Genomic DNA, 24,273 nt, shown 5'->3' on the forward strand with positions numbered 1-24,273 from the left:
GTGAATCCTTTCAAGTTCGGCTGTATTCGACCAAGGCGTCGCGGATCAGAGTGCGGTCGTCGGGCGTCTTGGCCAGAGCTCCCAGGCTGATCGATGCCGCCTCATCGGCGAGATCGGCAACCCCGAGCGACACCAGGGCGGCGACCCAGTCGATGGTCTCGGCCACTCCGGGCGGCTTGTCCAAGTCGAGTTCGCGGGCGGCGCCGACGAATTGGCTTGCCCGCTCGATGAGCGGCGCGGTGGCACCGGGCACCGTGCGACGCACGATCGCGGCGGCCCGTGCGGGTTCGGGGTAGTCGATCCAGTGGTACAGGCACCGCCGTCGCAGTGCATCGTGCAGGTCGCGGCTGCGATTGGAGGTGAGCACGGCGATCGGCGGTCGCTCGGCGGCGAACGTACCCAGTTCCGGGACGGTGACCGTGGCCTCGCCCAGAAACTCCAGCAGCAGCGCCTCGAATTCATCGCCGGCGCGGTCGATTTCGTCGATCAGCAGTACCGGCGGCACGGGTCCGCGGTGGCGCACACACTGCAGGATCGGCCGGTCGACCAGGTAGGCCTCGGTGTAGAGCTCACCCTCTGTCATGCCGGTGCCGCCCGCCTCGGCAAGCCGGATGGACAGCAGCTGACGCTGGTAGTTCCAGTCGTAGAGCGCCTCGCCGGCGGTCAGGCCTTCGTAACACTGCAGCCGTATCAGGGTGGTGTTCAGCACCGCCGCAAGCGTCTTGGCTGCCGTCGTCTTGCCGACACCGGGCTCGCCTTCCAGCAGCAGGGGCCTGCCGAGCTGCACCGCGAGGAAGATCGCCGACGCGGTTCCGGTATCCAGCAGGTAGTCATGTGCGTCGAAACGGCGGACCACGTCCCCGGGATCGGTGAATGTCATGACGGCACCGACGCCAGAAGTCGCCGGTAGTCGTCCCAGGTGTCGACGTCGGGTGGAACCGGACGATCAACTCGTAGTTCGCGCACCTGGTAGGAACCCGATTCGATGAGCTTCCAGACACCCTTGTCGCCGTGCAGCCGCGAAAGATCACCGAAGACGTTGCGGCCGAACCAGAACGGATGCCCGATAGCGTCGGTGTAGCGGCACACCGTGATGTCGGCGCCCGCGGAGCGGATGGCCCGCAGGTCCGCAGGATCGATCCCGGGTTGGTCACCGAGCATGAGCACGACACCCACCGAGTGCGGGTCCACCACTTCCAGTGCCACCCGCAGCGAAGCCGAACAGCCGGTGCCGAAGTCGGTGGCCGTGACGACGTCGAGCCCGTCCAGGGGTACCTGTTCGCGCACCGCGTCGGCGGCACCGCCCAAGGTGACGATCAACTGGTCGAATCCGGCCGCCCGGGCCACATCCAGCGTGGCCCCGAGCACCGTCGTATTCCGATACGGCAGCACCTGTTTGGGCCGGCCGAGCCGGCGGGATGCGCCGGCCGCCAGCACCACACCGGTGACGCGGGCCGTCGTCATCCGCTGTGCCCCTCGGCATGCGCGTGGCAGTGTCCGTCGTCCGCCCGGCTCGGGCCTTGCGGGGACGTCTCGGCGCGGATCGGGCGGTCAGCGCGCAGCGCCGCGATGAGTTCCGCCGCGATGGCGACGGCGATCTCCGGCGGGGTCTTGGCGCCGATCGGCACGCCGACCGGGGTGTGGATGCGGGACCTTTCGCTGTCGGTGAGTTCGAGTCCGCTCAGGATCGATGCGCCGCGCGCCTTGCTGGCCACCAGCCCGACATAGCCGACACCGCGATCGAGTGCGGCGCGGATGATCTCGCCCTCGGGACCGCCGTGGCTGGCGATCACCACGGCGCTGGTGTCGGCCGGTTCGTCCTCGCCCGGCCCATCTCGCAACGCGTCGTATCCGAGCAGCCCGCACAGCCGGGTCAGCGCCTGCGCAATGGGCGTTTCGCCGTAGATCCGGATCAGCGGGGCCGGCAGTTGCGGCGCCAAGAAAATCTCCAGCGAACCGCCGGACAGGCACGGGTTGACCACCACGCATGCTCCCGGCGCGTCCGGAAAGTGCACGTCCCCGTCCGGCAACACCCGCAGCAGCACGCTCTCGCCGGCCTGCAGCGCGCCCAACGCAGCCTTGCGGACCGAGTTCTGCGCGCACTGACCCCCTACAAATCCCTCAATGGTGCCGTCCGACAACAGGATTGCCTCGTCCCCTGCGCGTGCGGAGGTGGGTTGCTCGGCGCGCACCACCGTCGCGTGCACGAACGGTGTGCGGGTGGCCCGTAGTTGCTGGGCTCGTTCGTTGATGCTCATACTCAGGGCTTCATCAGATCGGCGGCCTGGCCCGGCCCTGCATGGCCTCCCACACCCGCGACGGGGTCAGCGGCATGTCGGCGTGCCGAACTCCGTACGGCGCCAACGCATCCACCACCGCGTTGACGACCGCCGGTGGTGAACCCACAGTGGCCGATTCGCCGATGCCCTTGGCGCCGATCGGGTGATGCGGCGACGGGGTCACGGTGAAACCGGTCTCCAGATGCGGCACCTCCTGCGCGGTGGGAATCAGGTAGTCCATCAGCGAACCGCCCAGGCAGTTGCCGTCTTCGTCGAACGCGATCATCTCCATCAGCGCCATACCGATGCCGTCGACGATGCCGCCGTGCACCTGCCCCTCGATGATCATCGGGTTGATGCGGGTGCCGCAGTCATCGACGGCCAGGAACCGGCGCACCTTCACCACCGCGGTGCCCGGATCGACGTCCACCACGCAGAAGTACGCGCCGTATGGATAGGTCAGGTTGGACGGGTTGTAGCAGATCTGCGCGTCCAGGCCGCCCTCGATGCCCTCGGGCAGGTCACCGGCGCCGTGTGCACGCATTGCGATGTCCTGGATGGTCACCGCTGCCGCCGGGTCACCCTTTACGTGGAATCTGCCCTTCTCCCAATCCAAGTCGGCCACCGAGACTTCCAGCATGCCCGATGCGATGATCCTGGCCTTATCGCGAACCTTGCGCGCCACCAGTGCCGCCGCCGCCCCCGACACCGGCGTGGACCGGCTGCCGTAGGTACCCAGACCGAACGGGGTCTGATCGGTGTCGCCGTGCACCACGTCGATGTCCTCAGGCGGGATGCCCAACTCCTCGGCCACGATCTGGGCGAACGTCGTCTCGTGCCCCTGACCCTGAGACTGCACCGAAAGGCGCACCACGGCTTTGCCGGTCGGGTGCACGCGCAGCTCACAACCGTCGGCCATGCCGAGACCGAGGATGTCCATGTCCTTGCGCGGCCCGGCGCCGACGGCCTCGGTGAAGAAGGACATGCCGATGCCCATCAGCTCACCACGCTCGCGCTTGGCGGCCTGCTCGGCACGCAGAGCGTCATAGCCGATCATGTCCATCGCCTTGCGCATGGTCGTCTCGTAGTCACCTGAGTCATACACCCAGCCGGTCTTGCTCGTGTAGGGAAACTGCTCTGACCGCAACAGGTTTCGCAGCCGCAACTCGGCCGGGTCCATCTTGAGGTCGAACGCCAGGCAGTCCACCAGCCGCTCCACCAGGTAGACCGCCTCGGTGATGCGGAACGAGCACGCGTAGGCCACCCCGCCGGGGGCCTTGTTGGTGTACACCGCCGTCATGTGGCAGTAGGCGGCCTCGAGGTCGTAGCTTCCGGTGAACACGCCGAAGAAACCGGCCGGATACTTCACCGGCGCTGCGGTGCCGTTGAACGCCCCGTGGTCGGCCAGCACGTTCGTGCGGATCGCCAGGATCTTGCCGTCGGCCCGGGCCGCGATCTCGCCGACCATGATGTAGTCGCGCGCGAACCCGGTCGAAGTCAGGTTCTCGCTGCGATCCTCCATCCATTTGACCGGCTTGCCCAGCACCAGCGAGGCGACGATGGCGCACACGTAGCCGGGGTAGATCGGCACTTTGTTGCCGAAGCCGCCGCCGATGTCGGGCGAGATCACCTGGATCTTGTGTTCGGGCAGACCGGCCACGAGCGCATAGAGCGTGCGGTGCGCGTGCGGCGCCTGGCTGGTGGACCACAGCGTCAGCTTTCCGGTCACCGGGTCCAGATCGGCCACGGCACCGCAGGTTTCCATCGGCGCAGGGTGCACCCGCGGGTAGACGATCTCCTGCTTGACCACCACATCGGCCTTGGCGAATACGGCGTCGGTGGCCGCGGCATCGCCGGTCTCCCAGTCGAAGCAGTGGTTGTCGGTCTTGCCGTCGAGGTCGGTGCGGATCACCGGTGCCGACGGGTCCAGCGCCTTTCGGACGTCGACGACGGGATCCAGCGGGTCGTACTCGACATCGATGAGCTCCAGCGCGTCGCGGGCCGAATACCGGTCCTCGGCGACGACGAAGGCCACCTCCTGGCCCTGGAATCGCACCTTGTCGGTGGCCAGCACGGCCTGCACGTCGTTGGACAGCGTCGGCATCCAGGCCAGTCCCTTGGCGGCCAGGTCGGCGCCGGTCACTACCGCCTTGACTTTCGGATGTGCCTGCGCCGCAGTCACATCGATGCTGACGATGGTGGCGTGCGCATACGGTGAACGCAGGATCGCCAGGTGCAGCATGCCGGGCAGCGCGACGTCGTCGACGTAGCGGCCCCGGCCCCGGATGAACCGGGGGTCCTCCTTACGCAGCATCCGGCCGTAACCGCACGGCTTCTGGTCGTTGTCCGCGGTGTCCTCGGGCGAGGGCGGCCGGGATTCGATCGTGGTCATGATGTCGCCGCCTCGGAATTGCAGTGCTCCGCGGCCCATTGAATAGACCGCACGATGGTGGTGTATCCGGTGCAGCGGCAGATCTGCCCGGAGATGGCTTCCCGGATGGTCTCTTCGTCGGGATCGGGGTTGCGGTCCAGCAGCGCGCGGGCGGTGATCATCATCCCGGGCGTGCAGAAACCACATTGCAGGCCGTGGCAGCGCATGAACCCTTCCTGCACCGGGTCAAGCGAGCCATCGGGTGCGGCCAGCCCTTCGACGGTGCGGACGCTGTGGCCGGACGCCATGACGGCCAGCATGGTGCAGGACTTGACCGGCACCCCGTCCACGTCGACCACGCACGTTCCGCAGTTGCTGGTGTCGCAACCCCAATGCGTTCCGGTCAACCGCAGTTGATCCCGCAGGAAATGCACCAGCAGCATCCGGGGCTCCACTTCGGCGCTGACCGGCTCCCCGTTGACGGTCATGGTGACCTTGATCATCAGTTTCCCTCCGGCTCAGGTTGATTGCGCACGCGCTCAACCGCGCTGCGCAACGTACGGACGGTCAGTTCACCGGCCAGGTGCCGCTTGTAGTCGGCGGTGCCGCGGACGTCGGTGACCGGTTCGCAGGCCTGTTCGGCCAGCCGGCCCGCCTCGGCGAACGTCTCTCCGGTCGCCGGCCGGCCGACCAGCGCGGCCGACAGCTCCGCTAGCGCACCCCGGTCCGGGTTCACCGCGGTCAGCCCGACCCGTGCGGCGGCGATTTCGTTGCCGTGCAACGTGACGGTGGCGCCGGCGGCGGTGACGGCCCAGTCACCAACCCGCCGCTCGACCTTCGCGTAGGCGCTAGAGGTGTTGTGCCGCAACGGGATCCGCGTCTCGATCAAGATCTCGTTCGGGGCCACCGCGGTCTCGTAGGGGCCGATCAGAAAGTCGTCGATGGCGATCTCGCGCTCCCCCGACGGCCCCCGCACCAGGCACACCGCGTCCAGCACCTCGCACACCGTGGACAGATCCTCGGCCGGGTCGGCCTGGCACAACGAGCCGCCGAGGGTGCCGCGGTTGCGTACCACCGGGTCGGCGATCACCCGCTCGGCGTCGCGGAAGATCGGGCACACCGCGGCCAGCGTGTCGGACTCCAGAATCTCGCGGTGGCGGGCCATCGCGCCGATCCGGACCAGCGTCGGATCGGTGATGACATACCCCAGCTCGGGTACCAGATCGTTGATGTCGATGAGGTATTCGGGGTTGGCGATGCGCAGCTTCATCATCGGCAGCAGGCTGTGTCCGCCGGCCACCACGCGTGCCTCCTCCCCCAGCCTGTCCAGTAGTCCGATGGCGTGATCGACGCTCGTCGCACGTTCGTATTCGAAGGGCCCGGGTACTTGCATGGCGAGAAGTGTGTGCCCGGGGCCAGGGGGCGTCAATGCCGAGTTAAGTGATTCGTTAACTCGCTCTCGACCTGCACCTCTGCGGCATCGTGATGGATCCGGCCGGCAACCTCGGCCAGCGGACGCCCGCCCCCGCCCCACCGATGCGCGATGATGTCGGCGGCGATCGACACCGCGGTCTCCTCCGGGGTACGGGCGCCCAGGTCCAGGCCGATCGGACTGGACAGCCGGGCCAGTTCGGCGTCGGAGAGCCCCGCCGCCCGTAACCGTTGCATGCGGTCGTCGTGGGTCCGGCGCGATCCCATCGCCCCCACGTATCCGACGTCCAGTCGCAGGGCGATCTCGAGCACGGGCACGTCGAATTTCGGATCGTGGGTGAGCACGCAGATCACCGTGCGGCGATCCACCGCGGAAGCCTGAGCCTGTGCCGCCAGGTAGCGGTGCGGCCAGTCGACCACCACCTCGTCGGCGGTGGGGAACCGGGTCGAGGTGGCGAAGACGGCGCGCGCGTCGCAGACGGTGACGCGGTAACCGAGGAACGATCCCTGCCGCGCCAGGGCGGCGGCGAAGTCGATCGCGCCGAATACCAGCATCCGCGGACGCGGGGCGAAGCTGGACACGAAGACCTCCAGGCCCTCGCCGCGACGTTGCCCATCGGGCCCGTACTCCAGGATTCCGGTGCGCCCGAGTGCGAGCAGGCCGCGGGCGTCGTCGGTGACGGCGGCGTCGGCACGTGCGGATCCCAGTGAGCCCCCGGTGCCTTCGGGGGTGATCACGATCCGGCGGCCCACCCAGCGAGCGTCGGGATGCGCGATGACGGTCGCGACAGCCACCGACCGGTGTGCGTCGACGTCCTGCGCTACCGCTCCGAGTTCGGGAAACGTCGTTTGCGACACCGCCTCGACGAAGATGTCGATGACACCGCCGCACGTGAGACCGATCGCGAATGCGTCGTCATTGCTGATCCCATACCGCTCCAGCCGGGGAACTGCGGAGCCGGCGACCTCGGTCGCCAGCTCGTAGACGGCACCTTCCACGCATCCGCCCGATACCGATCCGCTCACCGAGCCGTCCGGCGCCACCACCATCGCCGCACCCGGCGGCCGCGGGGCCGAGCGCATGGTCCGCACCACCGTCGCCAGCCCGGCCGTCTGGCCGGCACGCCAGATCGACATCAGCTCGGCAAGCACGTCACGCATGCTCTCAACGTAGGCTCATTGTCATGACCCCGGCTCAACTTCGGGCCTATTCGGCGGTGGTGCGGCTGGGCTCGGTGCGTGCCGCGGCCGCCGAACTGGGTATGTCCGACGCCGGGGTCTCGATGCACGTCAGTGCACTGCGCAAGGAGCTGGACGACCCGTTGTTCACCAGGACGGGGGCCGGATTGGCGTTCACCCCCGGAGGGCTGCGGCTGGCCAGCCGGGCGGTGGAAATCCTAGGGCTGCAACAGCAAACGGCCATCGAAGTCACCGAGGCCGCCCACGGTCGCCGGCTGCTGCGCATCGCGGCATCGAGCACCTTCGCCGAGCAGGCCGCGCCCGGACTCATCGAGTTGTTCTCCTCCCGGGCCGACGACCTCTCCGTGGAGTTGAGCGTGCATCCGACGAGCCAGTTCCGCGACCTGATCTGCTCGCGGGCGGTGGACATCGCGATCGGTCCGGGCAGCGACGCCTCGGCCAACGCAGAACTCTTCGTCCGCCCGTTTCTGAAGTATCAGATCATCACCGTGGTGGCACCGAAAAGTCCTCTCGCCGTGGGTATTCCGACCGCAGCGATGCTGCGCCAGCAGCAGTGGATGCTGGGCCCGTCGGCCGGCAGCGTAGACGGCGAGATCGCTAACATGTTGCGGAACTTGGCGATTCCCGAGTCGCAGCAGCGGATCTTCCAGAGTGACGCCGCCGCGCTCGAGGAAGTGCTGCGAGTGGGCGGTGCCACGCTGACCGTCGGTTTCGCGGTCGCCAAAGACCTTGCCGCCGGTCGGTTGACGCACGTGACTGGGCCGGGACTGGACAAGGCCGGCGAGTGGTGTGCGATGACGCTGGCGCCCTCGGCGCGCCAGCCCGCGGTGTCCGAACTGGTCCGTTTCATCACCACGCCGCGCTGCATCCAGGCGATGATCCGCGGCAGCGGGGTGGGTGTGACGCGGTTTCGGCCGAAGGTTCACGTCACGCTGTGGAGTTAGCTATACGCTTTACCCCCATGAGCGTGTACAAGGTGATCGACATCATCGGGACCAGCCCCACGTCATGGGAGCAGGCCGCAACCGAGGCGGTGCATCGGGCGCGGGAGAGCGTCGACGACATCCGGGTGGCGCGGGTGATCGAGCAGGACTTGGCCGTGGATGCCACCGGCGCGATCACCTACCGCATCAAGCTGGAGGTCTCGTTCAAGATGAGACCGGCCAAGCCGCAGTAAGAGAATCCGCTTCTAGGACCAACGCCCTAGGGGCCGTTGCGAATTAGAGTTCGCCGAAATTCTGGCTTAATCGGCACAGCGGTGCTAACGTCTGCTCGCACGAGCGCAGATCTGCTGCTTCGCGCTGGGCTTTCTCCGGGTCGTTCGGAAGGACCGGGCCATGTCGTTTGTCACCGTATTTCCGGACGCCCTGGCCGCGACTGCGACGGACCTGGCCGGCATCGGATCAGCGATCCACACGGCCAACGCGGCAGCGGCGGTTCGAACAACCACGATCCTGGCCGCCGGCGCCGACGAAGTATCCGAGGCGATCGCGGCGGCGTTCGGCGCACACGCGCAGAGCTATCAAGCGATCAGCGCGCAGGCTGCGGCTGTACATAACGAATTCATGAGGGCCCTGACATCAGCCTCCGGCGCGTACGCCGGCGCCGAGGCCGCCAATGCGCAGCAGACCTTGCTGGGGTTGATCAATGCGCCCACCCAGGCGCTGCTCGGGCGCCCGTTGATAGGCAACGGCGCCGACGGCTCGCCCGGGACGGGTCAGAATGGCGGCCCCGGCGGCTTGCTGTTCGGCAACGGCGGCAACGGCGGGTCGGGGGGTGTGGCGAATCCACGCGGCGGCAATGGCGGAGCGGCGGGGCTGTTCGGTGACGGCGGTGCCGGTGGGCTCGGTGCGCCGGGCGCACCCGGCGGCAACGGCGGTGCCGGCGGGCTGCTCTTCGGCTCCGGCGGCTCCGGCGGTGCCGGCGGCAACGCTGTCGTCGCCGGCGGCAATGGGGGCAACGGCGGCATCGGCGGCGGCGCCGGCCTGTGGGGCCAGGGCGGGGCCGGTGGACAGGGTGGGCTCGGCGCTGCTGGTGCCCCCGGCGTCAACCCGACGCCGTTGCAGGACCAGGGCCCGGCGGCGGCCCCCGGCACCCCCGGCGCGCCCGGCAACATTCTGGGCATCGCTGGCCCCGGCGGACCCGGCGGCAACGGCGTCAGCACCCCCACCGTCGGCCAGGCTGGCGGCGTTGGCGGTGACGGTGGCGAGGGCAACGTAACTGGGGGCAATGGCGGAACAGGAGGCGTCGGCGGCGTCGGCGCTCCCGGCGGGACTGGCGGCGCCGGTGGTCAGTCGCCTGTGTCTTTGGGCCGAGGGGGGACGGGCGGCACGGGCGGGGCTGGCGGCGCTGGCGCCCCAGGCGGCGACGGCGGCGTCGGCGGTATCGGCGGCAATAACACTATCGGCGGGTTTGGTGGCGCCGGCGGGACCGGCGGTGTCGGCGGCGTCGGCGCCGCGGGCGGAAATGGTGGTACGGGCGGTCCAGGCTTCGCCAGCGGTGGTCCCGGCGGGACTGGCGGGTCCGGCGGTGTCGGTGCGTCCGGCGGCGGCGGGGGTAGCGGCGGCGCCGGCGGAGCGGGTGGTCGTGGCGGACTCCTGTTCGGCAATGGAGGTTCAGGCGGTTTGGGCGGTAGCGCAGGCCTGGGCGGCGCCGGCGACCAAGGCGGAACCGGCGGGAATGGGGGCGAGGGGGCTAACGCCGGCGGTACCGGCGGTAACGGCGGAACCGGCGGCAACGGGGGCGACGGCGGCAACGGCGGCAACGGCGGAAACGGCGGCGCCGGCGGCGCGGGCGGTCTGTTCGGCAACTCCGGTACGGCCGGGGCCGGGGGTTCCGGCGCCGCCGGCGGTGCCGGCGGCAACCCGGGCGCAGGTGGCAGCGGCGGGGATGGCTCTGTCGATGGCGTTGCCGGCGGCCTCGGTCAGCCCGGCGCCGCCGGGAAAGCCGGCAGCGACGGCCTGCCTGGCTGAAAACTCACCAGGCGCGCGTCAGGTCGCCGTGCTGCCGGATCCAGGCATGCATCGCAATGCCTGCTGCCACACCGGCATTGATGCTGCGCGTGGAGCCGAACTGGGCGATCGACACGGTGATCGCCGCGGCCAACCGGGTGTCGTCGGTGATGCCCGGTCCTTCCTGCCCGAACACCAACAGGCACTCACGCGGCAGCGCGGTCTCCTCCAGCCGGTCGGCGCCGGGGACGTTGTCGACGGCGATCACCACCAGACCGGCTCCGGCCGCGAAATCCATCAGCTCGGCGGTGCTGTCGTGGTGACACAGCCGCTGGTAACGGTCGGTCACCATGGCGCCGCGGCGGTTCCAGCGGCGCCGGCCCACGATATGCACGGTGTCCACCGCGAACGCGTTGGCGGTGCGCACCACCGAGCCGATGTTGGCGTCGTGCCCGAAGTTCTCGATCGCCACATGCAGCGGCTGACGTCGCTTATCTATGTCGGCGATGATGGCTTCCCGGGTCCAGTACCGGTAGGCGTCGACGACATTGCGAGAGTCGCCGTCGCGCAACAGTTCCGGGTCGTAGCGGGGGTCGTCGGGCAGCGCCCCGGCCCAGGGGCCGACACCCGGGGCAGGGGCACCCCATTCGGTGGGCCCAGGCTCACTCACTTCGCGGTCCACACCGCGGCGTGGGTGCCTTCGACCGACACCGTCGCATACAGCAGCGCCTGACTGATCTCCCCCTGCGTGCACAGCGATGCGTTGACCTGAACCGAATCCCGGGACGCGTCGGGCAGGATCAGCACCGACGATCCGTAGAGCGCGCAGGCGGGGCTCAACCCGCGACCGGGCAGTGTCGGTGCGGCCACCAGCATCAAAGGCCCACCGCGGCGAGCGGAATCGTCGCGGTACTGCGCCCCGATGGCGCCGGCTTCCAAATTCAGCAGCATGTAGCCGTTGCCGGTGAACGCCGCGGGGTCGCTCAGTTGCGCCTTGCTGATCGGCAGCCCGTCAGCCCGCCAGGCCGATGCGTTGGTCGACTTGACCACCAGTCCGGTGTCGTTGACATTGGTGGGCAACAGCCCCACCGGAAACGGCGCCGCATAGGCGGCCGAGGTGCCGGCGATCCGCTCATGGGGCGAGTAGGCATAGACGCCGCGCACGGCGCTGCGCTCCTTCAACGGCCCCAGGCACACCGTGCCGCTGAGCCGGTCGGGCGGCGCCTTCAGCGGTGATACGTCGGGCACTTTCGTCATGGCGTCGTCGCAACTGCCCAGCGCATTGGCTTCCATCGGGTGCGACAGCGCGCCGTAGAGGCCGAAGCGGACGTCTTCGGCCTTGGCGCGCGGCGCCTTTGGATCCGCCGGAGCAGCGTCGACGTCGACCAGTACATAGTCCTGCGCCCAGCGCAGATTCGACATCGACACGTTCCAGCCCAGCACCGCCAGCGATTCGCCGATCCGGGCGCTCTGGGCTCCGAAGATCGGGCCGGAACGATCCGATCCCGAACAACCCGTCAGGCAGCACACGGCCAACGCCGAAACCAGCGCACTTCGAACGCGCACGCGGCCTAGCCCAGCCCCAGATCGGCGAGGCCCAGCACGCTGCGATAAGGCACATCCTCGGCTTCGATCGCCTCGGCCGCGCCGGTGGCGCGGTCCACCACGGTCGCCACACCGACCACCTCGCCGCCGGCCTCGCGAACAGCGCGCACCGCCGTCAGCGCGGAGCCGCCGGTCGTGCTGGTGTCCTCAACCACCAGCACGCGCCGGCCCGAGACGTCAGCGCCCTCGATAAGCCGTTGCATCCCATGGGTTTTCACCGATTTACGGACGACGAACGCGTCGATCGGACGACCGGGGGCATGCATGATGGCGGTCGCCACCGGGTCGGCTCCCAACGTCAGGCCACCGACCAGCGCGTAGTCCCAGTCCTGCGTGAGCTCTCGCATCAACCGGCCGATCAGCGCGGAGGCCCGGTGGTGCAGGGTGGCGCGCCGCAGATCGACGTAGTAGTCGGCCTCCCTGCCCGAGGACAGCGTGACCCGCCCGTGGACCACCGAGAGTTCCCGTACCAGCCCGGCCAGTTCGGCCTTCCGATCCGGATCAGGTCCGGCCACGACCGCCGCCGAACCGCTTGGTGAACAACATCGCCAGCCTGCGCGGCACGGCCCGGCCGGTAGTCACCAGGAACTTGTACTGTGCGCCCGGGACGATGACCACCTTGCCGCGGGCGATGTCGGCCAGGCTTTCGCCCACGACGTCGTCAACCTCGAGCCACATGAACGAGGGCACCGAGGCCATGTCCAGCCCGGCGCGGCTGTGGAATTCGGTATGCACGTAACCCGGACATACCGCGTGCACGCCGACGCCGGTGCCCTGCAACCCGTTTGCGAGTCCTTCGGTGAACGAGATCACCCACGCCTTGGACGCCGAGTAGGTCGAACCCCGCCCCGGCAGCAGACCGGCGACACTGGCGATGTTGATGACAGTGCCGGTTCCGGCGTCCATCATCGCCGGCAGTGCGGCGCGGGTCAGGTGCATCACCGCGGCGACGTTGACGTCGAGCTGCTTCTGCAGGTCGGCGGGATCGGTGGTCCAGAATTCGCCGGACATGCCGAAACCCGCGTTGTTGACCAGCACTCGCACACCGGCGGCAAGCCGATCGGCGACCTTGTCTCGGTCGGCGGCCCGGGCCAGATCCGCCGGCAGGATCTCGATGCCGCCGCCCTCGGTCTTCAGCTCGGCGGCCAGTTGCTCGAGTCGCTCGACATCGCGGGCGACCAAGACCAGGTCATAGCCGTCGCGCGCGTAGCGGCGTGCGTATCCGGCACCTATGCCGGACGTGGGCCCAGTGATCACCGCAACAGGTCGAGGCATGTGCTCTCAGTGCTGGTAGTTGCTGGCCTGCTGGCCGTTGCGTCCCGTCTGCGGCGGCCGCCGAACACCTTCGGAGCGGCTTTCCTCACGGGCCATCGGCTCGGGGGCGCGGCGAGCCGGGTCGGACATCACCCCGGCGATCGGGTCCGCCTGCGCGCGGCGCTGTGGCAACTCGCCGCGGGCCGCCGAGGCCAGCGGACGCCCCGGTGCCGCGTTGCGGCGCCCTTCGGACTCGCCTTCCTCCTGCGAGGTCTCGGCGGGCAGCGGCGGAAGCACCCGCAGCAGGTCGTTGAACTGGCGCACGGTGCGCAGGCCTTCGTCCCACTGCGCGCGGGTGCTGGCGATCGGCATGGCGACCAGCGTCCAGTTCTGCTCGTTCCACATGATCTCGGCGCAGTCGGGGGCGGTGTGGGCGAAGGTCACCATGCGCCGGTCGCAGGCCCGCCGGGCCGCGTCCAGGTTGGTGGAGTACACCATCCGCGGACCGATCGCGCCCAGCAGCCAAATGTCGCTTTCGCGTGGCTCCTTGAGACCCTTCAGGCGCAGGTCCACCACGACGTTGGTGCCGACCTTGCGGTGCAGCGCGATGACGGTGGCGACTTCCTCGAGGTCGAAGATGTACACCGCCTCACCGCGGATCTGGCCCAGCACGACGTTGTAGGCGGGGACATCACCGACGGTCGACATCACGCCGCGCTTCCAGCGATCGAGGATGTCGGTTGATTCGCGCTCGAAGTCGAAGCCGTGCGAGCGCGCCCACGACTTGCGGCGCCGGCTGCGTCCGCGACGTCGATCGATATCGACGTACAGCAACACCGCCGCACCGACGAAGCACAGTGCGGAGAGCGTGAACCAGAGGGGGACCATCCCCAACAGAGTATCTGCTGTGTCGGGCTTACAGAGAATCCGACCAGGTCACAACCCAATCACAGGACGTAACACCAGGTACGGCTCACCAGGTTGGGGCGCGGCGGGCAACCCGCCCGAGCAGGCCACCTGGAATGGCATTTTGGTTAACGCATTCGTCATCTTCAAACCGCGAAATACCAGTAGCGTCTCACCGTCGAGCCAATGCCAATTCGGCTCCCGGCGCCAATTTCCGAAGGGGATTTCATGTCCTTGATGGTGTTACCCGAGGCTTTCACGTGGGCTGCCGGTGATCTGGCCGCAATTCGGTCGGCGGTGGTAGGGGCAGGGTCAACCGCGGCGGCCCCGACCAGCGCAGTGGTCGCAGCCGCGGGTGACGAGGTATCGGGCGCAATTGCCACGTTGTTCGGCGAATACGGCCGCCAATATCAGGCGATTGCCGCGCAGGCAGCCGTCTTCCACGACGATTTCGTCCGCACATTGAGTGGGTCCGGCTTGGCGTACGCCGGCGCCGAAGCGGCCAACGCTTCGCCGCTGCAGCTCATCGAACAAGTGATCAACGCGCCAACGCAGGCGCTCCTCGGGCGCCCCCTCATCGGCAATGGCGCCAACGGGACCGCGGCAAGCCCCACCGGTGGGGCCGGAGGCCTGTTGTGGGGCAACGGCGGCAACGGTTACTCGCAGACCGCGGCCGGTGCGGCCGGCGGCGCCGGCGGCGCCGCGGGACTGATCGGCAACGGTGGAATCGGCGGAACCGGTGGCGCCGGAGCGGTCGGCGGCAGCGGTGGCGCCGGCGGCTGGCTGTACGGCAACGGTGGTGGCGGCGGTGCGGGGGGCGCTGCCGCGGTGCCCGGCGGCAGCGGAGGCGCCGGGGGCGCCGGCGGCGCGGCCCGGCTGTTCGGTGCCGGTGGCGTCGGCGGAGCCGGCGGGATGGGTGCGGCCGGTGGTGCGGGTGCTGCGGGGACAGCGGCCGCGCCGGACGGCGGCATCGGCGGCGTGGGCGGCGCCGGCGGCAATGGCGGTGCCGGTGGCAGCGCCGGATTGTTCGGTACCGGTGGTGTGGGCGGCGCCGGTGGCGCGGGTGCAACGGGCGGAGCCGGCGGGCTCGGCGATGACGGAGCCGCGGGCGCCACGCGTGGCGCCGACGGTTCCAATGGCGGCAACGGCGGAGCCGGCGGGACGGGGGGCAACGGCGGCGCGGGCGGAGCCGGCGGTACGAACGCATTCGGGCAGGCGGCCGCCCAGGGTGTCGGTGGCGCCGGCGGCAACGGGGGCGACGGCGGCACACCGGGTAACGGCGGTACCGGGGCCACCGGGACGTCCACCGTCAACTTCGGCATCGGCGGCCGTGGCGGCGACGGCGGTGACCCGGGTCTGGGGGGACAAGGCGGCACCGGCGGAGCCGGATTCGTCCCCGGCGCCAACGGCACGGCCGGCCTCCACCCGGTTACCGGTGGTGATGGAGGGGCCGGCGGCACCGGCGCCGACGGCACCACGCCGGGCGCCAGCGGTGCCGCCGGCGGGCGCGGTGGTGATGGCGGACGCTACGGCAACGGCGGGGTCGGCGGTATCGGTGGCAACGGGGCGGCCGGCGCGTCCGGCAGCACCGGGCCGACCGGCAACGGCAGTAACGGCGGTGGGGGTGGCGACGGAGGCTGGGGCGGCAGCGGCGGCAACGGCGGCAGCGCGGGCGGTTCCGGTGGGGTCGGCGGGGCCGGAGGTAGCGCCGGCGCCGGTGGCGTGGGCGGTAACGGTGTCGCCGGTGTCACCGGTGCTACCGCCGGCGCCAATGGCGGCAACGGCGGCAATGCAGGAAATGGCGGCAATGGCGGGCACGGCGGGGACGGCGGGAGCGGCGGCACCGGCTCAACGGGTCAGGCGGCCAGCGGCGTGGGCGGTGTCGGCGGCAACGGTGGCAATGCAGGAACCCCGGGCAACGGCGGCAATGGCGCAGCCGGTGTCCCGGCAACCCCGACGTCACCGACCGCCGGCAATGGCGGCAACGGCGGCAACGGCGGGAATTCCGGCGTAGGCGGTATCGGCGGCACGGGAGGCAGCGGCAGCGGCGGCAAAGCCGCCGGCGGTGCGAACGGCACCACGGTCACAGCCGGTCAGGGTGGTAATGGTGGCGCCGGTGGCGACATTCAGGCCGGCAGCGGCACCGGCGGCACCGGCGGCAACGGCGGGACCGGCGGTGACGGTGGTCCCGCCGCGGCCGGCGGCGCGGGGGGCAACGGCGGCCGGGGCGGCGGCCCGGCCGGCGGGCAAAGCGGTTCAGGCGGCGACGGAGGAAACGGTGGCAGGGGCGGCAACGGCGTCACCGGGGGTGCCGGCGGCAATGCCGGCAACGGTGCAGGCTCTGGCTCCGGGCGATTCAGCGGCGGAAACGGCGGCATCGGAGGCGACGGGGGTTCCGGTACAGCCGGTGGAGGCGGCACAGGCGGCGGCGGCGGCAACGGCGGTACCGGAAGCACCTCCGCAGCGGGCGACGGTGGCCGAGGCGGGAATGGCGGCGCCGGAAACGGTGGCAACGCCGGAGCCGGCGGCAACGGCGGCATCGGCGGGACCTCGATTTCGGGCACCGCTTCGGTGGGTACCGGCGGACGCGGCGGCGACGGCGGTATCGCCACCAACGGGGCCGGCGGCCAGGGCGGCAACGGCGGCGCCGGCGGCAGGGGCGTCGCCGGCAGCGGCGGGTTTGGCGGCTCGGGTGGCGACGGCGGGGCGGGTGACGCCGGTGGCGGAACCGGTGGCGGCGGCGGCAACGGCGGTGACGCCAGCAGCGGCGCCGCACCGGGCGGGAAGGCCGGCAACGGCGGCACCGGCGGAGTCGGCAAGGGCGCCAGCACCGGCGGCGTCGGCGGACAGGGCGGCGTTGGCGGCAAGGGCGGCACCGGCGACGCCGACTTGCGTGGGGGTAACGGCGGCAGCGGTGGCACCGGCGGCAGCGGCGGTGTATCCGAGACAGGTTCCGGCGGCGCCGGTGGGTCCGGCGGCTTCGGTGGCAATGGTGGCAATGGCAAGGGTCTTCCCGGCCAGGCCGGCGGGAGTCCTGACCCTGGCCAACCCGCCTTCGGGAAAAATGGCGGTGCCGGCGGCAGCGGCGGCACCGGCGGCAAGGGCGGCGGGCAACCCTAGTAGAGGAGTAGCTGGATGTCGGATGAACAAGCACTGCGGATCGACGTTCCGGTCGATCTCGACGAGGTGAAGGTCGCGTTCAGCGTGGCATCGCTGACGTTCGAGGGCGACATGCCGGCGGTCCTTTTCCACGCCGGCATCGTCGTCGCCGACGCCGCGGCCTGGAACGTGGCGCCGCACGTGGTCGTCGTGTTCCACACCAACGCCGGTCACGTGACGCTGGACGACGGGACGTACAACTCGAACCGGCACGTCGCGACCGGCAATCCCTACAAGCAGGTGATCACCGACCTGATGGCCAAAGGCGTCGACATCGAGCTGTGTGGCGCCACCGCCAGAGCGATGGGCTGGGGCAACGCCGACCTGATTGCCGGCGTCAAGGTCAACCGGAACGCGATGGCCAGGCTGACGCAGCTGGTGCAACAGGGGTACGTGAAAATCTCGGAAGCCTGATGGCTTTCGAGGACTACACGTTGCTTCGCATCGCCAACACAGCAGGGATTTGCCGGGCGACGATAGACCACCCGCCGATCAACCTGCTGGACGTCGCGCTGCTCACCGAAATCGACCGGCTGCTCACCGAAGTCGCCGACGACGACACCGTGCGGGTGCTGATCGTCGACTCCGCCGACCCGGAGATCTTCATCGCCCACGCCGACGTCTCGCTGGTCAGTGACCTTCCCGCGGACGACGTGGCGCTGCATGACGAGCTGTCGTTCTTCCACGCCATCACCGAGCGGGTGCGCACCCTGCCGAAGGCCACGATCGCCGTCATCGAGGGCGTGTGCCGCGGCGGCGGCTGCGAATTCGCGATGGCTTTCGACTTGCGCTACGCCGCCACCGGCACGACGGTTCTGGGCCATCCGGAGGTATCGGTGGGCATCATTCCCGGCGGTGGCGCGACGCAACACCTCCCCCGGCTGGTCGGCCGGTCCCGGGCGCTCGAGGTGATCCTGGGCGGCATGGACGTCGACGCCGAAACCGCCGAGGCGTGGGGTTACATCAACCGGGCACTCCCGCGCGAGGAGGTCCGCCCATTCGTCGACCGGCTCGCGCGACGCATAGCGTCGAGTCCGCAAACGGCCATAACCGCAGCCAAACGAGCGGTAGAGGCGGCGACGGGCGACCTGACGGCCGGCTTGCGGATCGAAGATCAGCTGCTGCGGGAAACCGTCGCACAACCCGCCGCCCGCGCACTGCTCAAGGCGGTAGTCGAGGCCGGCGCCCAGACCCGGGAGTACGAGTTGGGCGCCGGCCCGAAACCGCCGGCCTCTTAGCCGAGGATCAGCGAGTCGCCGTCCGCGCTGACGTTGACGGGCACCACGTCGCCGTCGTGCACGTCGCCGGCCAGCAGCATCTTGGCCAGCTGGTCGCCGATGGCCTGCTGCACCAACCGGCGTAACGGGCGTGCGCCGTACACGGGGTCGAAGCCCCGGTGCGCCAGCCACTGCTTGGCCGGCAGCGACACCTCGAGCTGCAGGCGGCGCTGCGCCAACCGCTTGTCCAGCTGCTTGAGCTGGATGTCGACGATCTGCACCAACTCGCCGGGCTCGAGGCCGTGGAAGATGATCACGTCATCGAGCCGGTTGATGAACTCGGGCTTGAACGCCGACCGCACGGCGGCCATCACCTGCTCCTCGGTACCGCCGGACCCCAGGTTGGAGGTCAGGATGAGGATGGTGTTGCGGAAGTCGACCGTGCGGCCCTGGCCGTCGGTGAGCCGACCCTCGTCGAGCACCTGCAGCAGCACGTCGAAAACGTCCGGGTGCGCCTTTTCGATCTCGTCGAACAGGATCACCGTGTAGGGACGCCGCCGCACCGCCTCGGTCAGCTGACCACCCTGGTCATAGCCGATGTAGCCGGGAGGGGCACCGACCAGGCGGGCCACCGAGTGCTTCTCGCCGTACTCGCTCATGTCGATGCGGACCATGGCGCGGTCGTCGTCGAACAGGAAGTCGGCCAGCGCTTTCGCCAACTCCGTCTTACCCACACCGGTGGGACCGAGGAACATGAACGACCCGGTGGGCCGGTTGGGGTCGGCGACCCCGGCCCTGGACCGCCGTACCGCGTCCGACACGGCCTGCACGGCCTTCTTCTGCCCGACGACGCGCTTGCCCAGCTCGTCCTCCATCCGCAGCAGCTTGGCCGTCTCGCCTTCCAGCAGCCGGCCGGCCGGAATGCCCGTCCACGCCGACACCACGTCGGCGATGTCGTCGGGACCGACCTCCTCCTTGAGCATCACGTTCTCGCGGGCTGTGCCGCTGCCGGCGGCCAACGGTACTGCGGCGTCGAGCTTCTTCTCGACCTCGGGGATGCGGCCGTAGCGCAGCTCGGCGGCCTTGGCCAGGTCACCGTCGCGCTCGGCGCGCTCGGACTCCCCGCGCAGCTCCTCCAGCTGTTCCTTGAGCTCACGGACGATGTCGATGGCGTTCTTCTCGTTCTGCCACCGCGTGGTCAGCTCGGCCAGCTCTTCCTTCTTGTCGGCCAGTTCTGCGCGCAGCTTCTCCAGCCGCTCGGCGGATGCATCATCTGATTCCTTGGCCAGCGCCATCTCTTCGATCTCCAGCCGGCGCACGAGGCGCTCGACCTCGTCGATCTCGACGGGACGCGAGTCGATCTCCATCCGCAGCCGGCTGGCGGACTCGTCCACCAGGTCGATGGCTTTGTCCGGCAGGAAGCGGGCGGTGATGTAGCGGTCGCTCAACGTAGCGGCCGCGACCAGCGCGGAGTCGGTGATGCGCACACCGTGGTGCACCTCGTAGCGCTCCTTGAGGCCGCGCAGAATGCCGACGGTGTCCTCCACCGACGGCTCGCCGACGAACACCTGCTGAAAACGCCGCTCCAGTGCGGCGTCCTTCTCGATGTACTTGCGGTACTCGTCGAGCGTGGTGGCGCCGACCAGCCGCAGTTCGCCGCGGGCCAGCATCGGCTTGATCATGTTGCCCGCGTCCATCGCCGATTCGCCGGTCGCACCCGCGCCGACGATGGTGTGCAGCTCGTCGATGAACGTGATGATCTGCCCCGCGGAGTTCTTGATGTCGTCGAGGACGGCCTTGAGCCGTTCCTCGAATTCACCTCGGTACTTCGCGCCGGCCACCATCGAGCCCAAGTCGAGCGAGATGACGGTCTTGTCGCGCAGGCTCTCCGGTACGTCGCCGGCGACGATGCGCTGGGCCAGGCCCTCCACGATCGCGGTCTTGCCGACACCGGGCTCACCGATGAGCACCGGGTTGTTCTTGGTACGCCGGGACAGCACCTGCACCACTCGACGGATCTCGTTGTCGCGCCCGATCACCGGGTCGAGCTTGCCCTCACGGGCCAGGGCGGTCAGATCGGTGGAGTACTTCTCCAGCGCCTGGTAGGTGGCTTCGGGGTCGGCGCTGGTGACCCGCGCGCTGCCGCGCACCTTGACGAACGCCTCCCGCAAGACCTGCGGAGATGCCCCGTGACCGGTCAGCAGCTTGGCGACCTCGGAGTCACCGGTGGCCAGTCCGACCAGCAGGTGCTCGGTGGAGACGTACTCGTCGTCCATCTCGGTCGCTAGTTGCTGACCGGCGGTGATGGCCGCCAGCGACTCCCGGGACAGCTGCGGCTGCGAACTGGAGCCGCTGATCTGCGGCAGCCTTTCCAGCAGACGCTGCGCCTCGGCGCGGACGGTGGCGGGGTCGACACCGACAGCCTCCAGCAAAGGTGCGGCAATCCCGTCGTTCTGCGTCAGCAGCGCCATCAGCAGATGTGCGGGCCGGATCTCGGGGTTGCCGGCGGCCGAAGCCGCCTGCAGCGCCGAGGTCAGTGCCGCCTGCGTCTTGGTTGTCGGGTTGAAAGAGTCCACGACCCCTCCATTCGTATGCGTAGGTATAGAGACCTTGTTGCGTACTAGAACGCCGTCAAGGTTGAGTCTGTTCCGCTCAACCCTAACTTTTTTTCCCGAGGTGCGCGACCACCCTGCGGACAGGCCGTCGGAGCTGTTGCTGAACTGTTTTCCGGGGAGCCGACGCTCCGTGTCGGAAGTTGGCGAGGGCCGACGGTGGCGCGGCGGCACCCGCCGCGTCGGCGGTGCGGCGGCCGTGGCGGACCCATAGACCGATAGCAACGCAGTCCGGCCGGGCTCGGCCGGCCGCGCCCGGCGGGCTCTCGGCCTAGAATCGGCGTCCGTGGGCCTCGAGGACCGGCATGCGTTGCAGGTGCTGCGCGACGCCTTCAGACCCGAGGACACCGCAGTCGTCCACCGCTTCTACACCCAGTGGTTCGCCCTGGACACCTCGGTCCGCGACCTGTTCCCGCCCGAGATGTCCGGTCAGCGGCTGGCTTTCGCCCAAGCGATGTACTGGCTGTACGGCGAGCTCGTCGCCCAGCGCGCCGATGAGCCGGTGACTTTTCTGGCCCAGCTCGGCCGTGACCACCGCAAGTACGGCGTGCTCCCGGCGCACTACCAGACGCTGCGCCGCGCGTTGTACTCCACGCTGCGCACCCACCTCGGCAGCGCGTGGACCGATGCGGTCCGAGAGGCCGCCGACCAGTCACTGAACCTGTTCGTCGGGGTGATGAGTGGCGCGGCAGATTCCGATGATGCGCCCGCCTGGGTGGACGGCACGGTCATCGAACACACTCGGGTCTCCCGCGATCTGGCGGTCGTCCGGCTGCATCTGGACCGCCCGCTGCGCTACCACCCCGGGCAATACGTCAACGTGCAGATTCCGCAGTGTCCGCGCCGGTGGCGCTTCCTGTCCCCCGCCATACCCGCCGACGCTGGTGGCGGCATCGAATTTCACGTCCGCGTCGTTCCCGGCGGCCTGGTGAGCCACGCGATCGTCGGCGAAACCCGGCCCGGTGACCGTTGGCGGCTGTCCGGCCCGCACGGCGGCCTGCACGTCGACCGCGAAGGCGGGGATGTGCTGATGGTGGCGGGCAGCACCGGCCTGGCTCCATTACGGACGCTGATCATGGATCTCAGCCGCTTCGCCGTGAACCCCAGGGTGCATCTGTTCTTCGGCGCCCGGTACCGCTGCGAGCTCTACGACCTGCGGACGCTGTGGCAGGTCGCTGCGCACAATCCGTGGCTGTCGGTCTCGCCGGTGTCGGAATACAACAACGATCCCGCCTGGGCCGCCGACTATCCCGACGTATCGCCGCCACGCGGACTGCATGTGCGCCAGACGGGACGGTTGCCCGAGGTGGTCACCCGGTACGGCGGCTGGGGCGACCGGCAGATCCTGATCTGCGGCGGGCCGGCCATGGTCCGCGCGACGAAGGCGGCACTGATCGCCAAAGGCGCCCCACCCGAACACATTCAGCACGACCCGTTATCGCGGTAGGCCCCGAGGAGGACGTGTGCACGTCGTCACGCTGCGCGACCCGTCGTCACCGGTGGCCGCCCAGTTCGTGCCGGAAGCCGGCATGATCGGCATTTCGCTGACCGACGCCGGAACGGAGTTGCTCGGCCAGCGCCGCGGCCTGCAGGCATACCTCACGGCAGGCAAGACGATGGGCATTCCACTGCTGTATCCCTGGGCGAATCGATTGGGCGCCAACACCTATACCGCCGAAGGCGCGACGGTGACGCTGCAACCGGGCCAGAACGGCGTGCGAGCCGACCCCGCCGGTTTGCCGATTCACGGCGTGCTGGCCGCATGTGCAAGTTGGCGGGTGACGTCGCAATCCGCCCACGATTTTGCCGCCGAGCTGGACTTCGGCGCCGAGGACCGCCTGCTGGCCAGCTTTCCCTACCCGCACCTGCTCACCATGACGGTGCGACTGGCCGAGCGGACCCTGACGATACGCACGACCGTGACGCCGACGGCTGATCGAGCGGTGCCGCTGTGCTTCGGCTATCACCCGTACCTGCAGCTGCCGGGCACCGACCGGACCCACTGGGTGATCGAGACGCCGCCGCTGCGGCATCTGTCGCTCGACGAGCGCGGCCTGCCGACCGGCCGGTCCGCCGCGCAGCCGGCGCGGTCCCGGCGACTGGGCGCCGCCACCTTCGACGACGCCTACGTCGCGGTCGAGGACGGAGCCGTCTTCGCGGTCAGTGCCGGCGGACGCCGCCTGGCGGTGCGCTTCGACCGGGGATACTCAGCGGCGCAGATCTTCGCGCCTCCCGGTGAGGACGTCATCTGCTTCGAGCCGATGGCCGCGCCGACGGGTGCGTTGAGCCGCGGTGACTACCGCTCCGCACGCCCCGGCGACCCGGCCAGCGCCGTTTTTTCCATCCTGGTGTGAAGCAAGGCAAATATCTCTAGAGTTTGTCGCCGAATCAAACGCGATTTCCCGTCCGACAGCTGTTGAATAGACATTTACGCGTTCGCCGCCTCCTTGGCGGTTCGGGATGTCGGTTAGGGGCGGATCATGAGTTTCGCGGTACTTCCCCCCGAGATCAATTCAACGCGACTTCTCTTCGGGGCCGGGTTGGACCCGATATTGCGAGCCGCAGCCGCATGGGAGGGGCTGGCCGCCGAACTCGGGATGGCCGCGTCCTGGTTCTCCTCGGTCACCTCGGGGTTGGTGGGCTCCTCGTGGCAGGGTGCATCGGCGACGGCCATGGCCAGCGCCGCGGCGCCCTATCTCGGCTGGTTGAGCAGCGCCGCCACCGAGGCGGCACACGCCGGGGCCCAGGCGCGCGTCGCTGCGGCCGCATTCGAAGCCGCGGTGGCGACGACGGTTCACCCGCTCATCATCTCGGCCAACCGCAACCAGTTCGTATCGCTGGTGCTGACCAACGTCTTCGGTCAGAACGCACCGGCGATCGCGGCCGCCGAGGCCGGCTACGAACAGATGTGGGCCCAAGACGTGGTCGCGATGTTCAACTACTACACCGGCGCCGCGTCGGCAGCCGCCGGATTGAACCCGTTCCCCGCCGGCCTGCAGAGCCTGCTCGGCATCTATCCCCCTGCCTCGGCGCCCACTCTGGACGCCATCGCGGCGGCCGCCGCGCGCACGCTCCGCAACTTCGGCCTCGCCGACGTCGGCCAGGGCAATATCGGCAACGCCAACATCGGCGACTTCAACATCGGCTCCGGGAACATCGGTAGCGGCAACTTCGGCAGCGGCAACATCGGCAGCGGCAACATCGGCTTCGGCAACGTCGGCCCGGCTTTGACCGCCGCTCTCAACAACATCGGCTTCGGCAACACCGGCAGCGGCAACATCGGCTTCG

General features: G+C 69.5%; 22 protein-coding genes. 9 read left to right on the forward strand and 13 right to left on the reverse strand.

The annotated features are described in order from the left end of the window. Positions 1–10: 10 nt before the first annotated feature. Genes AC5Y7D_RS15925 through AC5Y7D_RS15955 form a run of 7 tightly spaced genes read right to left on the reverse strand, consistent with a single transcriptional unit; the run spans position 11 to position 7,242 of the window. Positions 11–880, reverse strand: coding sequence for an AAA family ATPase (locus AC5Y7D_RS15925; RefSeq protein ID WP_499925597.1), 870 nt, complete (start codon positions 878–880; stop codon positions 11–13). Next, entirely contained in the window at positions 877–1,464 is a 588-nt protein-coding gene (locus AC5Y7D_RS15930; RefSeq protein ID WP_499925599.1) for a nucleotidyltransferase family protein, read from the reverse strand. Before AC5Y7D_RS15930 ends, AC5Y7D_RS15925 begins: the two co-directional genes overlap by 4 nt. Continuing rightward, complete coding sequence (locus AC5Y7D_RS15935; protein WP_499925601.1) at positions 1,461–2,258, reverse strand: XdhC family protein; 798 nt, start codon at positions 2,256–2,258, stop codon at positions 1,461–1,463. The genes AC5Y7D_RS15930 and AC5Y7D_RS15935 overlap by 4 nt, the downstream gene beginning before the upstream one ends. A 13-nt stretch (positions 2,259–2,271) precedes the next feature. Then, positions 2,272–4,671, reverse strand: a complete 2,400-nt coding sequence (locus tag AC5Y7D_RS15940; protein WP_499925603.1) for an aerobic carbon-monoxide dehydrogenase large subunit — start codon at positions 4,669–4,671, stop codon at positions 2,272–2,274. After that, positions 4,668–5,150, reverse strand: a complete 483-nt coding sequence (locus AC5Y7D_RS15945; RefSeq protein WP_499925661.1) for a (2Fe-2S)-binding protein — start codon at positions 5,148–5,150, stop codon at positions 4,668–4,670. The genes AC5Y7D_RS15940 and AC5Y7D_RS15945 overlap by 4 nt, the downstream gene beginning before the upstream one ends. Positions 5,151–5,152: 2 nt before the next feature. After that, positions 5,153–6,043: an FAD binding domain-containing protein gene (locus tag AC5Y7D_RS15950; protein ID WP_499925604.1), complete on the reverse strand. Its 891-nt coding sequence runs from the start codon at positions 6,041–6,043 to the stop codon at positions 5,153–5,155. Positions 6,044–6,075: 32 nt separating this feature from the next. Continuing rightward, positions 6,076–7,242, reverse strand: coding sequence for an XdhC family protein (locus AC5Y7D_RS15955; protein ID WP_499925606.1), 1,167 nt, complete (start codon positions 7,240–7,242; stop codon positions 6,076–6,078). 23 nt (positions 7,243–7,265) lie between these two features. Here AC5Y7D_RS15955 and AC5Y7D_RS15960 point away from each other — a divergent pair, with 23 nt between their 5' ends. The 3 genes from AC5Y7D_RS15960 to AC5Y7D_RS15970 all read left to right on the forward strand — a co-directional run bounded on the left by AC5Y7D_RS15960 (position 7,266) and on the right by AC5Y7D_RS15970 (position 10,253). Continuing rightward, complete coding sequence (locus AC5Y7D_RS15960) at positions 7,266–8,225, forward strand: LysR family transcriptional regulator (RefSeq protein ID WP_499925607.1); 960 nt, start codon at positions 7,266–7,268, stop codon at positions 8,223–8,225. Positions 8,226–8,242: 17 nt separating this feature from the next. Then, entirely contained in the window at positions 8,243–8,458 is a 216-nt protein-coding gene (locus tag AC5Y7D_RS15965) for a dodecin family protein (protein ID WP_499925609.1), read from the forward strand. 160 nt (positions 8,459–8,618) lie between these two features. Next, positions 8,619–10,253: a PE family protein gene (locus tag AC5Y7D_RS15970; RefSeq protein WP_499925611.1), complete on the forward strand. Its 1,635-nt coding sequence runs from the start codon at positions 8,619–8,621 to the stop codon at positions 10,251–10,253. Positions 10,254–10,257: 4 nt separating this feature from the next. On the opposite strand, the gene AC5Y7D_RS15975 is transcribed toward AC5Y7D_RS15970, so the two are convergent. Genes AC5Y7D_RS15975 through ttfA form a run of 5 tightly spaced genes read right to left on the reverse strand, consistent with a single transcriptional unit; the run spans position 10,258 to position 13,979 of the window. Continuing rightward, positions 10,258–10,902, reverse strand: a complete 645-nt coding sequence (locus AC5Y7D_RS15975) for a TrmH family RNA methyltransferase (RefSeq protein ID WP_499925613.1) — start codon at positions 10,900–10,902, stop codon at positions 10,258–10,260. Further along, positions 10,899–11,798 carry a hypothetical protein gene (locus tag AC5Y7D_RS15980; protein ID WP_499925614.1) on the reverse strand — a complete coding sequence of 300 codons (900 nt, stop codon included), beginning with the start codon at positions 11,796–11,798 and terminating at the stop codon, positions 10,899–10,901. Before AC5Y7D_RS15980 ends, AC5Y7D_RS15975 begins: the two co-directional genes overlap by 4 nt. 5 nt (positions 11,799–11,803) lie before the next feature. Beyond that, complete coding sequence (gene pyrE / locus AC5Y7D_RS15985) at positions 11,804–12,352, reverse strand: orotate phosphoribosyltransferase (protein WP_499925616.1); 549 nt, start codon at positions 12,350–12,352, stop codon at positions 11,804–11,806. Then, positions 12,339–13,112 (reverse strand): SDR family NAD(P)-dependent oxidoreductase, encoded by a 774-nt coding sequence (locus AC5Y7D_RS15990; RefSeq protein ID WP_499925618.1) that lies wholly within the window; start codon positions 13,110–13,112, stop codon positions 12,339–12,341. Before AC5Y7D_RS15990 ends, pyrE begins: the two co-directional genes overlap by 14 nt. A gap of 6 nt (positions 13,113–13,118) precedes the next feature. Beyond that, positions 13,119–13,979: a trehalose monomycolate transport factor TtfA gene (ttfA, locus tag AC5Y7D_RS15995; protein ID WP_499925621.1), complete on the reverse strand. Its 861-nt coding sequence runs from the start codon at positions 13,977–13,979 to the stop codon at positions 13,119–13,121. A gap of 246 nt (positions 13,980–14,225) precedes the next feature. Here ttfA and AC5Y7D_RS16000 point away from each other — a divergent pair, with 246 nt between their 5' ends. From AC5Y7D_RS16000 to AC5Y7D_RS16010, 3 genes are read left to right on the forward strand one after another with little or no spacing between them, the layout of a single operon-like run. Continuing rightward, on the forward strand, positions 14,226–17,117 hold the full coding sequence (locus AC5Y7D_RS16000) for a PE family protein (protein ID WP_499925623.1): 2,892 nt from the start codon (positions 14,226–14,228) through the stop codon (positions 17,115–17,117). 15 nt (positions 17,118–17,132) lie between these two features. Then, positions 17,133–17,570: a DsrE family protein gene (locus AC5Y7D_RS16005; protein ID WP_499925625.1), complete on the forward strand. Its 438-nt coding sequence runs from the start codon at positions 17,133–17,135 to the stop codon at positions 17,568–17,570. Next, positions 17,570–18,394: an enoyl-CoA hydratase/isomerase family protein gene (locus AC5Y7D_RS16010; RefSeq protein ID WP_499925627.1), complete on the forward strand. Its 825-nt coding sequence runs from the start codon at positions 17,570–17,572 to the stop codon at positions 18,392–18,394. The genes AC5Y7D_RS16005 and AC5Y7D_RS16010 overlap by 1 nt, the downstream gene beginning before the upstream one ends. Here AC5Y7D_RS16010 and clpB read toward each other — a convergent pair. Continuing rightward, positions 18,391–20,949: an ATP-dependent chaperone ClpB gene (gene clpB / locus AC5Y7D_RS16015; protein ID WP_499925629.1), complete on the reverse strand. Its 2,559-nt coding sequence runs from the start codon at positions 20,947–20,949 to the stop codon at positions 18,391–18,393. The two genes, AC5Y7D_RS16010 and clpB, sit on opposite strands and share 4 nt — an antisense overlap. Positions 20,950–21,271: 322 nt before the next feature. Here clpB and AC5Y7D_RS16020 point away from each other — a divergent pair, with 322 nt between their 5' ends. The 3 genes from AC5Y7D_RS16020 to AC5Y7D_RS16030 form a co-directional block, all read left to right on the forward strand. Continuing rightward, complete coding sequence (locus AC5Y7D_RS16020; protein ID WP_499925631.1) at positions 21,272–22,432, forward strand: FAD-binding oxidoreductase; 1,161 nt, start codon at positions 21,272–21,274, stop codon at positions 22,430–22,432. 16 nt (positions 22,433–22,448) lie between these two features. Then, positions 22,449–23,339, forward strand: coding sequence for an aldose 1-epimerase (locus tag AC5Y7D_RS16025; RefSeq protein WP_499925632.1), 891 nt, complete (start codon positions 22,449–22,451; stop codon positions 23,337–23,339). A gap of 126 nt (positions 23,340–23,465) precedes the next feature. Next, the coding region (locus AC5Y7D_RS16030; RefSeq protein WP_499925634.1) for a PPE family protein at positions 23,466–24,273 on the forward strand (808 nt) is incomplete at its 3' end.

This window comes from Mycobacterium sp. NGS49, assembly GCF_059812565.1.

Bases quoted from the DNA above. Each gene is read 5' to 3' on its own strand.
- AC5Y7D_RS15930 (WP_499925599.1), bottom strand. From the start codon at position 1,464: ATGACGACGGCCCGCGTCACCGGTGTGGTGCTGGCGGCCGGCGCATCC.
- AC5Y7D_RS15970 (WP_499925611.1), top strand. From the start codon at position 8,619: ATGTCGTTTGTCACCGTATTTCCGGACGCCCTGGCCGCGACTGCGACG.
- AC5Y7D_RS15940 (WP_499925603.1), bottom strand. From the start codon at position 4,671: ATGACCACGATCGAATCCCGGCCGCCCTCGCCCGAGGACACCGCGGAC.
- AC5Y7D_RS15925 (WP_499925597.1), bottom strand. From the start codon at position 880: ATGACATTCACCGATCCCGGGGACGTGGTCCGCCGTTTCGACGCACAT.
- AC5Y7D_RS15960 (WP_499925607.1), top strand. From the start codon at position 7,266: ATGACCCCGGCTCAACTTCGGGCCTATTCGGCGGTGGTGCGGCTGGGC.
- ttfA (WP_499925621.1), bottom strand. From the start codon at position 13,979: ATGGTCCCCCTCTGGTTCACGCTCTCCGCACTGTGCTTCGTCGGTGCG.
- AC5Y7D_RS16010 (WP_499925627.1), top strand. From the start codon at position 17,570: ATGGCTTTCGAGGACTACACGTTGCTTCGCATCGCCAACACAGCAGGG.
- AC5Y7D_RS16005 (WP_499925625.1), top strand. From the start codon at position 17,133: ATGTCGGATGAACAAGCACTGCGGATCGACGTTCCGGTCGATCTCGAC.
- AC5Y7D_RS15950 (WP_499925604.1), bottom strand. From the start codon at position 6,043: ATGCAAGTACCCGGGCCCTTCGAATACGAACGTGCGACGAGCGTCGAT.
- AC5Y7D_RS15990 (WP_499925618.1), bottom strand. From the start codon at position 13,112: ATGCCTCGACCTGTTGCGGTGATCACTGGGCCCACGTCCGGCATAGGT.
- AC5Y7D_RS15955 (WP_499925606.1), bottom strand. From the start codon at position 7,242: ATGCGTGACGTGCTTGCCGAGCTGATGTCGATCTGGCGTGCCGGCCAG.
- AC5Y7D_RS15935 (WP_499925601.1), bottom strand. From the start codon at position 2,258: ATGAGCATCAACGAACGAGCCCAGCAACTACGGGCCACCCGCACACCG.
- AC5Y7D_RS15965 (WP_499925609.1), top strand. From the start codon at position 8,243: ATGAGCGTGTACAAGGTGATCGACATCATCGGGACCAGCCCCACGTCA.
- AC5Y7D_RS16000 (WP_499925623.1), top strand. From the start codon at position 14,226: ATGTCCTTGATGGTGTTACCCGAGGCTTTCACGTGGGCTGCCGGTGAT.